This is a genomic window from Streptomyces sp. NPDC049837 (assembly GCF_040674455.1).
Lineage (GTDB): Bacteria > Actinomycetota > Actinomycetes > Streptomycetales > Streptomycetaceae > Streptomyces.
In genome coordinates, this window is record NZ_JBFAMP010000017.1 from 1 (window position 1) to 14,177 (window position 14,177).

At 69.6% G+C, this 14,177-nt stretch carries 8 protein-coding genes; 5 read left to right on the plus strand and 3 right to left on the minus strand.

The window, feature by feature from the left end:
- Positions 1–9 precede the first annotated feature (9 nt).
- Positions 10–7,089, plus strand: coding sequence for a DNRLRE domain-containing protein (locus tag AB0J57_RS32645; RefSeq protein ID WP_366132007.1), 7,080 nt, complete (start codon positions 10–12; stop codon positions 7,087–7,089).
- A gap of 44 nt (positions 7,090–7,133) precedes the next feature.
- Entirely contained in the window at positions 7,134–7,676 is a 543-nt protein-coding gene (locus AB0J57_RS32650; protein WP_366132008.1) for an SMI1/KNR4 family protein, read from the plus strand.
- Between the two features lie 134 nt (positions 7,677–7,810).
- Here the strand turns inward: AB0J57_RS32650 and nhaA are convergent, their stop codons facing one another.
- Both nhaA and AB0J57_RS32660 read right to left on the minus strand, forming a co-directional pair.
- Positions 7,811–9,070, minus strand: a complete 1,260-nt coding sequence (gene nhaA, locus AB0J57_RS32655) for a Na+/H+ antiporter NhaA (RefSeq protein ID WP_366132009.1) — start codon at positions 9,068–9,070, stop codon at positions 7,811–7,813.
- Between the two features lie 13 nt (positions 9,071–9,083).
- A complete protein-coding gene (locus tag AB0J57_RS32660) occupies positions 9,084–9,239 on the minus strand; it encodes a hypothetical protein (protein ID WP_366132010.1) in 156 nt (51 codons plus the stop codon).
- Positions 9,240–9,377: 138 nt separating this feature from the next.
- On the opposite strand from AB0J57_RS32660, the gene AB0J57_RS32665 reads away from it, so the two are divergent.
- Both AB0J57_RS32665 and AB0J57_RS32670 read left to right on the plus strand, forming a co-directional pair.
- Complete coding sequence (locus AB0J57_RS32665; RefSeq protein ID WP_366132011.1) at positions 9,378–10,568, plus strand: helix-turn-helix domain-containing protein; 1,191 nt, start codon at positions 9,378–9,380, stop codon at positions 10,566–10,568.
- A 125-nt stretch (positions 10,569–10,693) separates the two neighbouring features.
- Entirely contained in the window at positions 10,694–12,604 is a 1,911-nt protein-coding gene (locus tag AB0J57_RS32670; RefSeq protein ID WP_366132102.1) for an NAD-binding protein, read from the plus strand.
- A 17-nt stretch (positions 12,605–12,621) separates the two neighbouring features.
- On the opposite strand, the gene AB0J57_RS32675 is transcribed toward AB0J57_RS32670, so the two are convergent.
- Positions 12,622–13,149: a GNAT family N-acetyltransferase gene (locus tag AB0J57_RS32675; RefSeq protein ID WP_366132012.1), complete on the minus strand. Its 528-nt coding sequence runs from the start codon at positions 13,147–13,149 to the stop codon at positions 12,622–12,624.
- A gap of 153 nt (positions 13,150–13,302) precedes the next feature.
- Between AB0J57_RS32675 and AB0J57_RS32680 the strand changes: the two genes are divergently transcribed.
- Positions 13,303–14,166 carry a DUF4190 domain-containing protein gene (locus AB0J57_RS32680; RefSeq protein WP_366132013.1) on the plus strand — a complete coding sequence of 288 codons (864 nt, stop codon included), beginning with the start codon at positions 13,303–13,305 and terminating at the stop codon, positions 14,164–14,166.
- Positions 14,167–14,177: the final 11 nt, after the last annotated feature.

Consider the following 14,177-nt stretch of genomic DNA (forward strand, 5'->3'; position numbering starts at 1 on the left):
TCGGCGGGCGTGTGGAAGACGCTGGGCACCCACCCGTTCAAGGCGGGCACCCTCGGCAAGGTCGTCCTCGGTGACGGCCCCGCCTCGACGACCACGTCGGTGATCGCCGACGCGATGCGCTTCACGAAGGGCGGTGTGGTCACGAAGCAGCCGGAGGAGTCCAACACCTGGCACTCCTTCCCGGTGACCAGGACCGTCCAGCAGTGGATCAACGGTACTCACCCCAACTACGGCTTCGTCGTCAAGGCCGGTGACGAGTCCGCGAACGGCCCCAAGGGCGGACCGCGGTACGAGGGCAGCGAGTACGCCTACGGCGGCGAGCACGCCAACTACCCGCGGCTGGTGCTGACCTTCGGCCGGCAGGGCGTGAACCTGGCACCGCCGGCCACCATCCACGCCACCGGCGCGGACCTGAGCTGGTCGGCCTACCAGGATCCGTCCGGCGACCAGGGCGACGACCTCGTCGAGTACCAGGTGCACCGCTCGGTGTTCCAGAACTTCACCCCGTCGCAGTCCACCATGGTCGCCCCGGTGGCCCCGGGTACGACGGCGTACACGGACACCTCCGCGGTGCCGACGCGCGCGGACGACCCGGAACCCATGGGCCGCGCCTACTACTACATGGTCGCGGTCAAGACCCGTGACGGCCAGGTGGTCCCCGCCCCCACCCAGTTGGTCCGGCTGCCCAAGGCGGGCCGGATCACCAAGCTGGTGGAGGCGTCCCAGGACACCACGCTCACCGCGAACCAGCCGGCGCAGCCGCACGACACCATCACGGACGCCGGTGTCCCCTACCCGTGGCTGATGGTCGGTAACAGCTCGGCCACCTACGGCACCAGCCGCGCCGTGGCCCGGTTCCCGGCCCTCGGCATCCCGTCCACCGCCCGAGTGGTGGACGCCCAGGTGAAGATGTGGTCCTTCACCACCATCACCGGCACCACCGGAGCCCAGTACGAACTGCGGCCGCTCACACGGGACTTCGACGAGGCCACCGCCACCTGGCAGAAGGCCGACTCCACCACGGCGTGGACCACCGTGGGTGGCGACACCGGTGCCGCGGTCGCGAGCACCGGCGGCTTCACCAACGACCCCGTCTCGCGCGAGTGGAACGTGACCTCGATGGTGCAGGGCTGGGTCAAGAACCCGGCGAGCCGGCACGGCGTCATGGTCAAGCTGGCGGACGAGGCCGGTGCGCAGGAACGCAGCCTGTTCGTCTCCACCGAGGGCGTGGAGCCGAGGCTGAAGCCGCGGCTCGCGGTCACGTACATCGACTCCACCACGGACTCGACGTACTACGCCCCGCAGACCCCGGCGCGGATGACCCCGAACTCCGACCACACGGTCGAGCTCACGCTCACCAACACCACCACGGCCACCTGGAAGGCCGGCACGCACGTGCTGACCTACCGGTGGGAGCTGCCCGACGGCACGGACGTCACCACCGGCGGCAACCAGGTCCAGACGGCACTGCCCGCCGACCTGCTGCCCGGTGACTCCGTCGTCCTGCGGGCGAAGGTGAAGACCCCGGTCAACTCCGACTCGGGCAACAAGCGCACCGACTACGCCCTGATCTGGGACGTCCGCGACACCGTCGCCGGCACCTGGGTCTCCGGCACGGACGGCATCGCCGGGCTGCGGCAGAACGTCGCCGTCGAGGACCCGACCTCCGACCAGCTCGGTCTGGAGAAGTTCTACTCCTACAACGGCATCAACACCGGCGCGGGCTCGTCCCTGATGAACAGCACCGCCGCCGGCAACACCGTCTGGCAGTACAACGTCTTCAACAACCCGGGCCGTGGCCTCAACACCTTCCTCCGCCTGGCCTACAACTCGCTCGACACCTCCGACACGGTGGCGGGAGCGGGCTGGTCCGTGCAGGCGTCCGGGCCGATCCGGCTCGGCACCCCGCTGGATTTCCACCCGAACCCCCGCCCGACGGAGATCCGGCTACCGGACGGCGACGGCACCACGCACGTCTTCCGCAAGCAGGACGACGGCACGTGGAAGGCTCCCGCGGGCGTGCACTTCCGGCTCTCGGCCAAGCCGGGTCTGGACTGCACCCCGAACAAGGACCCGATCCTCGACGCCTGGACCCTGACCAAGCCCGACGGCACGCGCTTCCTCTTCGGCTGCGACGGCTACCTGACGTCGAGCGTGGACAAGAACGGCAACACACAGACGTTCACGTACGAGGAGCGCAAGTCCAACAACAAGCCGACCAAGTTCCTCAAGTACATCACCGACCCGGCGGGCCGGCAGTCGCTGACCGCCACCTACTTCACGAAGTCCGACACCTCCAACCCGAAGATCGTCGACCACCTGAAGTCGGTGACCGACATCTCCGGCCGGCGGCTGGCCTTCGAGTACTCCGACAAGGGCCTGCTGACCAGGCTCACCGACGGCGCGGGCTCCGCCCAGCCGAAGGTGTTCGGCTTCGAGTACGACGCCACCCAGGGCAACAAGAACGTCAAGCTGGTCAAGGTCACCGACCCACGGAACCACGCGACCGGCCTGGCGTACTACTACCCGCGTGAGGGTGACAACCCGAAGTACCACTGGTGGACGCAGACCCTGACCGACCGCCTCGGCGGCCGGACGGACTTCGTCTACGCGCCCGATCCGGCCAACACCCGCCACACCTCCACGAAGGTCACCGACGCCCAGGGCCACCCCACGACGTACGTGACCGACGACTACGGCCGCCCGGTACGGTCCACCAACGCCAAGAACCAGACCACCAAGCTCGCCTGGGACGCGGACAACAACGTCACGTACATGGAGGAGGCCAACGGCGCCAAGACCGCGTACTGCTACGACGCGCTCACCGGTTACCCGCTGTGGAAGCGCACCGCGGAGTTCAACCAGGGCGGGGTCCCGCCGCAGAGCGACTGCGCACCCGGCAAGTACCCGGTCAACTCCACACAGTTCCAGTACGTCAAGCGGCTGGACGGCTACACGGCCGACCTGTTCCGCAAGACGTCCCCGCAGGGCCGTACCTGGAACTTCCACCACGACGACTTCGGCAACCTGACCGCGGTCGTCGACCCGAAGGGCGTCTCCACCCCGGACGACGGCGACTACACCACGCGGTACGAGTACGACGCGTACGGCCTGCTGTCCAAGGCGACGGACGCCAACGGCCACGCCACCAGGAACAGCGAGTTCGGTCCCACCGGATACCCGGCGAAGATCACGGACGCGCTGGCGAACACCACGGGGTACGTCTACGACGAGCGCGGCAAGGTCAGGGAGGTCACCGACCCGCTGGGCCACCGGACCACCCAGACCTACGACACCTTCGGCCGCCCGCTGGTGCGCACCGAACCCAGGGACCAGGCCAAGGGCGATCTGATCACCACTCCGGCCCCGGTCTACGACGCCAATGACAACGTCACCAGGGCCACCGCGCCGAACGGGGCGGTGTCCACGGCGGTGTACGACGCGGCCGACCAGATCACCGAGGCCGTCGCGCCGAAGGACTCGGACACGGCACCCGAGCGCAGGACCACGTACACCTACGACAAGACCGGCCATCTGAAGACGACCACCGAGCCGAAGGGCGTGGTGACGCCCGATCCGGACGACTTCACCACGACCAACTACTACGACGAGATCTACCAGGTCACGGACGTGGTGAACGCGCTCGGCGAGAAGATCTCGTACGAGTACGACTCGGTCGGCAACAACGTCAAGGTCATCGACCCGAAGAAGAACCGCACGGCGGACCCCGCCGACTTCGCGTCGAAGATGGAGTTCGATCTCGACCACCGCGTCACCAAGGTCATCGACGCGGCCGGCAAGACGACCTCTCGCACCTACGACAAGGACTCGCTGGCGGTCTCCGAGACGGACCAACTGGGCAACACCAGCCTGTTCAGCTACGACGAGCGGGGCAGGCGGACCGAGGTCAAGGTCCCGCACGACGGCTCCGGCTCCGGGATCGAATACCGGACCACGCGGTACGAGTACGACCAGGTGGGCAACCTCACCCGGACCGTCACACCGCGCGGCACGGCGACCGCCGACGAGCGGGACTTCGCCTCGCGGACGGAGTACGACGCGCTGAACCGGCCGGTCAAGCAGTTCCTGCCGTACGACCCGGCGGACAGCCGCTACAACAGCCCGAACGTCTACACGGAGACCGTGTACGACGCGGCGGGCCGGGTCATCAGGACCTCGCTCCCGCCATCGGAGGGCCAGACGGTCCGCAACGTCACCGAGAACACGTACTACGACAACGGGTGGGCGAAGACCTCGACCGACCCGTGGGACATCAGGACCAGCTACGACTACAACGAGGTCGGTCTCCAGACGTCCCGCACGCTCACCTCGGCCGACGGCGACGTCAGCCGCACCATGGGCTGGACCTACTACCCGAACGGCAAGCTGAAGGAGAAGACCGACGACGGCGTGCCCGTGGGCACCGCGGTCCCGCTCGTCGACAACTCCGACGTCCAGCACACCGTCTCCACCGGCACCTGGAGCACGGGCAGCCAGACCGGCCAGCAGGGCTACGACCACCGGAGCCACGCCGCGGGCAGCGGCACCGACTCGTTCACCTGGACGCTGAACATCCCGAAGAACGGGAAGTACACCGCCTACGTGAAGTTCCCGCAGGTCAGCGGAGCGAGTCGGACGGCGAAGTACAAGCTGACCCATGGCGGCGGGACCGTCGAGAAGACCGTCGACCAGTCCGCCGGCGCGGGCGCCTGGGTGAGCCTCGGCTCGTACGACTTCAGCCAGGGAAACTCGGCCAAGCTCGAACTCTTCCAGAGCACGGACGGCACGGTCGTCGCGGACGGGGTCAAGCTGGTGCGGGACCTGTCCGGTGAGGTGGACGCGGAGAAGCACCACTTCCGCTACTCCTACGACCTCAACGACAACCTGTCGCTGATCGACGACCTGTCGCCCGGCGCGGAGGTCGACAAGTACACCCTCGCCTACACCGACGTGAACAAGGTGTCCCGGATCACCGAGTCTCTCGTCGGGGCGGAGAAGACGTCCACCTCCTACACCTACAACGCGAACGACCAGCCGGAGACGGTCACCCATCCGGACCAGTTCTCGAAGTACACCTACGACCTGAGGGAGAAGGTCAAGACGGTCTCCGTGGGCACCTCGCCCACCGACCCGGACCCGAAGGTCTCCGACTACGTCTACACCGACCGAGGTCAGGTGCAGCAGGAGACCAAGGACAACGGGAACATCCTGACCAACACCTACTTCCACGACGGAGCGCTCAAGACCTCCCTCGAGAAGAAGGCAGACGGGGCCCTGGTCGCTTCGCACACGTACACGTACGACGCCAACGGAAACAAGGCGAAGGACGTGGCGAAGAAGATGAACGCCGACGACAACTCGGCGTATCTCGAGTCCACCACCGAGTACACCTACGACCCGGTGGACCGGATCGCCAAGTCGGTCAAGACCGGCAACGGCGCGACCACGGAGACCTACGTCCACGACGACAACGCCAACGTCATCAAGCAGACGGTGGCCGATGTCACGACGGACTTCCGCTACGACCGCAACCGGCTGCAGACCTCGACCACGGCCGGGGCCGTCACCTCCTTCAACTACGACCCGCTGGGCCGGCAGGAGTCGGTGACCCGCGACGGGCAGATCCAGTCGCGGAGCATCTACGACGGCTTCGACCACGTCATCGAGTCCCAGCAGCGGGGCGCGGACGGCGCCATGAAGTCCACGAAGTACACCTTCGACCCGCTGGACCGCACGTCCTCGAAGACCGCCGACGGCAAGACCACGGACTACCACTACCTGGGCCTGTCCCAGGAGGTGCTGACCGAGGAGGTCGCCGGCAAGCTCACCAAGTCCTACCAGTACAGCCCGTGGGGCGAGCGCCTGTCGCAGGTCAAGCACAACAGCGACGGCACGACCGAGGACGGCTACTACGGCTACAACAGCCACACCGACGTCGAGACCCTGACCGACGAGAAGGGCAACACCAGGGCCACGTACGGCTACACGGCCTACGGCAACGCCGACAAGTCCGAGTTCACGGGCATCGACAAGCCGGACCCGGCCAACCCGGAGAAGGAGGAGTACAACCCGTACCGCTACAACGCGAAGCGGTGGGACACCAACTCCGGCACCTACGACATGGGCTTCCGCGACTACGACCCGGGTCTGAACCGCTTCACCACCCGGGACATGTACAACGGCGCCCTTGCCGACATGGGCCTCGGCAGCGACCCGTTCACCGGGAACCGCTACGCCTTCACCGGCGGCAACCCGATCAGCAACGTGGAGATCGACGGGCACATCGCCTTCGCGATCCCGTTCGTCGCCGCCGCAGCCGTCTTCGCGGCGGCAGTGGTGATCACTGTCGCGGTGGTCGCGGTCCTCGCGCTGGTCGAGTACGTGGCCACCCAGGTCAGGGAGCGGATCGAGGAGGCCCGGGAGGACGAGAGCACCACAACCGCGGATGATCCCAGGCCGGAGCCCAAGCCCGTGCCGCGCCCGCGTCCGCTGCCCGACGACACGGACGAGAGCAAGGGCAACTGCGGCGAGGGCTGGGTCAACTACCAGGACACGGACAAGGCCAACGGCAACCGTGCCCAGGGCGTCGAGGCGTGCCTGACCAAGGAGTACCTCAACGGCAACAAGGGCACCCCGACCGGCAGCGTGCTGCCGCCCGGCTACCGCTGGGCGCAGGACTTCGCCAAGAGCAAGGGCCTGGTCCCGCAGACCAACATCAACAACTGCCACCTGCTCGGCAACAAGCTGAGCGGGTCCGGCACGGACGCGCGGAACCTGGCCACGTGCTCGCGCGGCGCCAACGCCAAGCAGCGGGGCTCCGAGCAGGGCGACGACCACATGTACAGCTACGAGAAGCAGGTGTACGACGCGGTCATGTCCGGCCAGCACGTGATGTACACGGTGACGCCCCAGTACGACGGGAACAGGACCGTCGCCACCGGCTTCACGCTGACGGCGTACGGTGTGTACCCCGACGGCACGGTCGGGATCAACCTGAGCACCTTCATCCCGAACACCCTTCAGACGGGCGACAACCTGGGGACGCAGTCATCGGGCGGCTCACCCGTCCCGACAGGATCGACACCATGACCGGCATCAACCGGCGACATGGCGGTCCGCGGAAAGGAGAAGCGATGAGCACGGCAGCCGACGTGGACGCCCTGCTGCGGCTGATGCCACCGCCGGAAGACGGCGGCAGGGCCGTCGACTGGGGCCGGATGGAACAGTCGTGGGGCCGGCCGTTCCCGCCCGACTACCGGCGGTTCATGGAGGTGTACGGAGCCGGGGTCGTCCAGGACTTCCTGGTGGTCGTCGCGCCGCAGCCGAAGGCACCGCTCGCCGAGGCGGGCTGGGACGGGATGGTCCAGGAGACGGGGAACGCCGAGGACGCCTGGGCGGACGCGTACAAGGCCCCCGAGCTGGAGGGCACGTCCCCCCGGCTGATCGCCTGGGGCGCCGCCGCCAGCGCCGACATCATGTGCTGGGACGCCTCCGGGGACGACCCGGCCGCGTGGCCGGTCCTGGTGTTCAACCGCGGCGAGATTCGGTTCAGCCGCTACGACTGCGGGATGGCGGAGTTCCTCACCCGGCTGCTGCGGGGCGATTTCCCCAAGTGCCCGCTGGGCGACGTCACCCTCTGGGAGCGGGGGCAGGCGGCCTTCGAGAAGCTGGGGTAGCCCGCCGTCCGTGAAACGGTGAACGGAAGGCCCGGACCGGTCGCGGTCCGGGCCTTCTGCCTCACGTGTCGGGCCGAACCCACTGGTCGTCGGTCTCCACAGCGGCCCGCCGGTTCGTCCGGCGGACCACGATTTCAGGTGCCGGGGCCGTTGTCGTTCTCCGCCTCGTAGAGTCGTCGGTGCTTGCTGTTCCGCAGTCTCAGCAGGACGCATGCCAGCAGTGCGGAGGCGAGCGACCCGAGCAGGATGGCCGTCTTGATGTACGCGAGTTCCGTCGGGTCGGGGTAGGCGAGTTCACCGATCAGCAGCGAGACGGTGAAGCCGATGCCCGCCAGCATGGCCACCGCTGTCACGTCGGCCCAGGCGAGGTCAGGGTTGAGCCGGGCACGGGTGAAGCGTACGGCGAGGTAGGCGCCGCCGGAGATGCCGAGGACCTTGCCGACGGCCAGGCCCAGGGCCACGCCCAGCGGTTCGGCACGGCCGAGGGCCGCTCCGAGGGACTCGCCGGAGATGCTCACCCCCGCTGCGAACAGCGCGAAGAGCGGGACCGCCACTCCGGCGGACAGCGGGCGCACCAGGTGCGCGATGTGTTCGGCCGGCCGTCGGCCGCTCTCGCCGTCCTTGGCCACCCGCAGCAGCAGGCCCATGGCGACGCCGGCGACGGTGGCGTGGATGCCGCCGGCGTGCGTCAGCCCCCAGATGGCCAGCGCCAGGGGCACGTACCAGTACCAGCCGTGCACCCTCCTGCGGTCGTGCAGGTGGAAGAACAGGCCGAGCCCGAGCACCGCACCGAGGAGGGCGGGAAAGTGGATCGTCGAGGTGTAGAAGACGGCGACGATCGCGATGGCACCCACGTCGTCGACCACGGCCAGGGTCAGCAGGAACGCACGCAGCGCGGAGGGCAGATGGGTGCCGATCACGGCCAGCACGCCGAGAGCGAAGGCGATGTCGGTGGCGACGGGGACCGCCCAGCCGTTCCAGGTTCCTCCCGCGGAGGTGGCGACGAGTCCGTAGACCAACGCGGGTACGGCCATGCCGCCGATCGCCGCGACCACCGGGAGTACGGCGGTGCCCGGGTGGCGCAGCTCGCCGGCCACCAGCTCGCGTTTGAGCTCGGCGCCGGCCACGAAGAAGAAGACCGTCAGCAGCCCGTCGGCCGTCCAATGGGCCACGGAGAGCTTCAGGTCCAGTGCCTCGATGCCGAAGCGGAAATCCCGTACGGACTCGTAGGCGCTGCTCAGGGGGGTGTTGGCCCACACCAGAGCCACGGCCGCGGCGATGAGCAGCACCATGCCACCGACGGTCTCCGTGCGCAGAGCGTCCGCGACGAACGTGCGCTCCGGCAGGGGAAGACGGCCGAGGAACGTGCGGGGTTTGCGGCCGGGGTCTTGCATGCGTGTCCGCCCTTCAGCCCGGTGTGATCGCCCCGTCCACCCGTGTGACCAGCACCGTCGGCGCTTGGGCAGCACTCATGGCGGGGACGCCCAGGACCCATGCCAGGGTGACCAGGAGTACCCGGGCGAGCACCTGGACCGGCGAGCGGGGGCGGCGGCTACGGGACACGTTGCCCCCCGAGCGTGGTTTCCGAGGACCTGACAGTGACGGCGTACCCGCGCGGAGACGGGGGGCTGGACCGAGGACCGGACCGGAGACGGCTGTTTTGGGCGCGCCGATATTGCCGGACTACGGAAAAATAGGTCCATGGGACGACACGCACCGGTGAGCAGGGGGCCGCGTGGGGCGCCTGCGACCGGCGCCGCTCAGCCCGACCGGGTTACGTCCGGAAGGGACGCCCGCACCTTCGCACGTGGGCTGGACGGCCATGTGGAGCGCCTCGCCGAGATCTCCGTCAGCAAGCTGGAGCTGTGCGACGAGGACCTCGACGGTCTCCGGGAACTGGCCGCGGCCGCGGCCGATCGCGGGACCGCGCTGCGTGCTCTGGTGGCCGAGTACCTGACCCGGACCTGCCGCGCCTGGACGGGGTTCCCCGGGACGTGCCAAGCCGATGACGTCGCGGGCCTGCGGGAGGTCACCTCGGCCCTCATCCGAGCCGTCGGTGACGCGACAGTGGCGCTGACCGAGGGCTACGAGACCGCCCACCGAGCGGCCATCCGCCGTGAGGAGGCCGCACGGCGCGAGTTCGTCGACGACCTCCTGGAGGGCCGCACCGACCTCGGCAGGCTGGCCGAGCGGGCGGAACGCTTCGGCCTCCACCTCATCGGGCCGCACACCGTCGCCGTGGCGAGGGCGGGACACCCCTTCGGCGCCGGCGACCGGGCCACCCGCTACGTCGAGGAAGCACTGACCGCCAGATTCGGCGTACGCGAGGTGCTGATCACCACCAAGGACGGCCTGCTGGTCTGCGTGTCGCCCGCCACGGAGGACCGGGTGCCGCACTACTTCGCCACGCAGGTGGGCAACGCGGTCCGCGAGGACCACCAGGTGGCAGTCAGCCGGCCCCGGCCCGGACCGAGCGGAATCGTCCGCTCCTACCAGGAGGCCCGCGGCAATCTCGGCCTCGCCGCACAGCTCGGTCTGCGCACCCCCGTGGTCGGCGCCTCAGACCTCCTGGTCTTCCAGGTGCTCGGCCGCGACCGCGCCGCCATCACCGACCTCGTCGCCACTGTGCTCGGCGCCCTGGAACACACACGCCGCAACCCCCAGCCCCTGCTCGAAACGCTCACCACCTACTTCGACAGCGGATGCGTGAACACCTCGACGGCCCGTCGGCTCGGACTGAGCGTCCGCGCGGTCACGTACCGGCTCGCCCGCATCCGGCAACTCACCGGCTACGACCCCACGGACCCGGACCAGCGGTACACCCTGCAGACCGCCGTACTCGGAGCGCGCCTCCTCGGCTGGCCCTCCCAGCCCCTCCAACACGCTGACTGATCGACACACTGTGCCAGCCGTCGGGGGGGAGGGTGGCCGGGGTGCTGACCACACGAGGGACAAGGCACGCTACGGGCATGTCCTTTCCCTCCTCGCCACCCCACGTGAGCGACGCTGCCGGGCACATGATCGTGTGCGGTGACGACGCCCTCGCCCACCGGCTCGCCGCCGAACTCCGTGACGTCTACCGTGAGCGGGTCATGCTGGTGAGCCCCGGCGGCGGACCGGTGCACGGACCGCGACTGGCCGTCCCCCGGCCACGACTGTCCGCCGCGTTGCTCGGCAGGGTATCCGCGGCGATGACCCGGGCCGCGCCGTCGGCCGCCGGCATCGATGCCCCCACCGCCGTACTCGAAGCGCCCGAGCCGACCGACGCGGTGCTGGAGACGGCCGGGGTGACCGGGGCCGCGGCGCTGGCGCTCGTGTACGAGGACGATGAGACCAACATCCGCGCCGCGCTCGCCGCCCGGCGCCTCAACCCCGGCCTCCGGCTGGTGGTCCGGCTCTACAACCGCAAGCTCGGCCAGCACCTGGAGCAGTTGCTCGACCAGGCGGCGATGGTGGCCATGCCCGACCTCGACCAGGCCGCGCTCGACGCGTCCACCACGGTGCTCTCCGACGCCGACACCGCCGCCCCGGCGCTGGCCGCCACCGCCGTCGCCGGCACGAGCAAGATCGTCCACGCCGACGGGCTGCTGCTGCGCGCCGTGGAACGCACCCCGCCCGGCCGGGGCGAGGTCACCGATCAGGGGCTGTGCACGCTCGCCCTGCTGTCGGCCACCACCAACGACCCCGCGGGCGAGGAGGGTTCGGACAGCAGCGGCACGGCCGGGCCCCAACTCCTGCCGGACCCCCGCACCGTCACCGCCACCACCGGGCGGGGCACGATCGTCCTCGAAGCCGTGACCCACACCGGTCCGGTGGTGCCGGCCAGGCGCCTGGCCGGCCGGGGCGTCCCGCTCTCCGAGCTCTTCTCCCGCCGGCTGCGCTGGGCCGTCACCGGCACGGCACTCGCCGTACTCGCCCTGGCGATCGCCTCCTGGCTGACCACGGGCGACCATCCGCTGCACGCCGCGTACGTCACGCTGCTGGACCTTTTCTCCATCAACGACCCCGCCGTCGGCGAGAGCACCGCACGCCAGGTGCTCCAACTGCTGGCCGGACTGGTGGGACTGGCGCTCCTGCCGCTCCTCATCGCCGGGGCGCTGGAGGCGCTGGGGGCGTTCCGCAGCGCCTCCGCCCTGCGCCGCCCGCCGCGCGGGCTGTCCGGCCACGTCGTCCTGCTCGGCCTCGGCAAGATCGGCACCAGGGTCCTGGCCAGGCTGCGCGACCTCGACATCCCCGTCGTGTGCGTCGAGGAGGACCCCGAGGCGCGCGGCGTCGCCCTCGCCCGCCGGCTGCGGGTGCCGACCGTGATCGGCGACGTCACCCAGGAGGGCGTCCTGGAGGCGGCCAAGGTCCACCGCGCCCACGCCCTGCTCGCCGTGACCAGCTCGGACACCACCAACCTGGAGGCCGCGCTCTACGCCCGTACGGTCAAGGCGGACCTGCGCGTGGCCTTGCGGCTGTACGACGACGACTTCGCCACCGCCGTGTACCGCACCCTGCGCGCCGCCCACCCCGAGGCGCTCACCCGCAGCCGCAGCGTCTCCCACCTGGCCGCGCCCGCCTTCGCCGGAGCGATGATGGGCCGCCAGATCCTGGGCGCCATACCGGTCGAACGCAGGGTGCTGCTGTTCGCCGCGCTCGTGGTCGGCGGTCACCCGTGCTTGGAGGGCCGCACCATCGCGGAAACCTTCCGTCCCGGTGCCTGGCGCGTCCTCGCCCTCGACACCACCGCGCCCGCCGACCGGCGCCCCGACCTGGCGACCCCGCGCCCGGCCGACGGCGAACAGCACACCACCGGCCTGGTCTGGGACCTGCACCCGGGTTACGTCCTCCAGCCCGAGGACCGCGTCGTCCTGGCCGCCACCCGCCGGGGCCTGGCCGAACTCCTCGGCCGTCACCCGCAGCCGCCGCGTACCGCCGAGCGATGACAAGCCACCCGAATCCGTCACCGGACACTCGTGGGTGTCTCACCTGGCCCGGAGGCGCCGCCGTCATGCAGGTGCCGTATGAAGCGGAGGCCCGGGCGGCCGTCCAGTTCGACGTCACCGGCGGGGTGGAAGCCCGTGCGGGTCAGCACGGCGCGTGAGGCGGCGTTGTCGAGCGTCGTGACGGCACGCAGGGTCGTCAGCCCGTACTCCGTGGCCGCCAGGGCGCACACCTCCCGCACGGCGGCCGTGGCCAGTCCGCGTCCGGTGGCCCCTTCGGCGATCCGGTACCCCAGCTCGGCCGAACCGTCCGCCACGTCGAAGAGGTTGACCCGCCCCAGCACCTCCCCGCCGTCACCCACCACGAGGTGGAAGAAGTGCAGCCCTGCTTCCTGTTCAGCCATCAGCTCACGGTGCCGTGCGTCGAAGTGGGCGAAGTACTCGTCGCCACGGTCCGGAATCGAGGTGGCGAAGTAAGCCCGGTTCTCGCGCTCGAAGCGGAGAAGGGCCGGGGCATGGTCGAACCGGAGGCGCTGGAGAAGAGGCATCCGGCAATGCTATGCACCCGCACCGGCACCGCCCCTGGGTGCCAGGTCGCGATTTCCAGAACCGATCCCGCTCGCCATAAAGGGGTAAGGAAACGGCAAAAGCGGCTGGTAGTGTCATCGATCCGTCAATTCCAGTTGCCTGAAGGACCTCGTATGACCATGCCTGCTCCGCCCGGCGGCCAGAATCCCGATGAACAGGAGCCGGCCGCCCAGGATCCGTGGCGCCCCGGGCCATGGGGACCGGCCGCTCCGCACTGGCAGTCCGCGTATCCGGTGCCGATGGCACAGGCCCGCAACGGCATGGGAGTCACCGCCCTGGTGCTGGGCATCGTCGGCGTGGTCCTCGGGCTGGCCGTCATCCTGTTCTGGGTGACCTGGCTGCCCGCCCTGCTGGCCGTGATCTTCGGCTTCGTGGGACTGAGCCACGCGCGCAAGGGGCTGGCGACCAACAGGGGGATGGCGCTGGCCGGTGCGATCCTCGGCGTGGCCGGCCTGCTGATCGCGGTCGGCGGTGGGGTGTTCACCGTGATGACGGTGAAGGAGGCCGCCGACGAAGCTCGTGCGGAGGCGGCCGACGAGGCGAAGGCGTCGGCGGCCGCGGAGGAAGAGAAGGAGAAGGCCAGACACCTCTCGTTCGGCGAGGCGTACACGTTCGGGAACGGACTGAAGGTCACGGTGGCCAAGCCGCAGCCGTTCACCCCGGACGATTTCGTACTCGGTCACGCGAAGGGCAACAAGGCCGTTGAGGTGACGATCACCGTCGTCAACACCGGTAAGGAGCGGATCTCCGTCGAGACGGGGCTGCCCAACGTCAACGACGCCAACGGGGCCTCCACGGAGCTGGTGATCGACGGAAGCGGACGCCAGAAGGTCATCACCGGCTACGTCCTGCCCGGCAAGAAAGCCGTCGGCAAGTACGCGTTCTCGCTGCCGCCCGACGCGGCCGACAGGGTCGAGGTCGAGTTCAGCCCGGACGCGAAGCAGTGGGAGGACGCGTACTGGTCGGGCCCCAACTGACGGCGCGGTAA

What these genes read in the sequence shown, in the direction of transcription:
- nhaA (WP_366132009.1), bottom strand. Translation starts at nt 9,070, where the DNA reads ATGCAAGACCCCGGCCGCAAACCCCGCACGTTCCTCGGCCGTCTTCCC.
- AB0J57_RS32650 (WP_366132008.1), top strand. Translation starts at nt 7,134, where the DNA reads ATGAGCACGGCAGCCGACGTGGACGCCCTGCTGCGGCTGATGCCACCG.
- AB0J57_RS32675 (WP_366132012.1), bottom strand. Translation starts at nt 13,149, where the DNA reads ATGCCTCTTCTCCAGCGCCTCCGGTTCGACCATGCCCCGGCCCTTCTC.
- AB0J57_RS32680 (WP_366132013.1), top strand. Translation starts at nt 13,303, where the DNA reads ATGACCATGCCTGCTCCGCCCGGCGGCCAGAATCCCGATGAACAGGAG.
- AB0J57_RS32665 (WP_366132011.1), top strand. Translation starts at nt 9,378, where the DNA reads ATGGGACGACACGCACCGGTGAGCAGGGGGCCGCGTGGGGCGCCTGCG.
- AB0J57_RS32670 (WP_366132102.1), top strand. Translation starts at nt 10,694, where the DNA reads ATGATCGTGTGCGGTGACGACGCCCTCGCCCACCGGCTCGCCGCCGAA.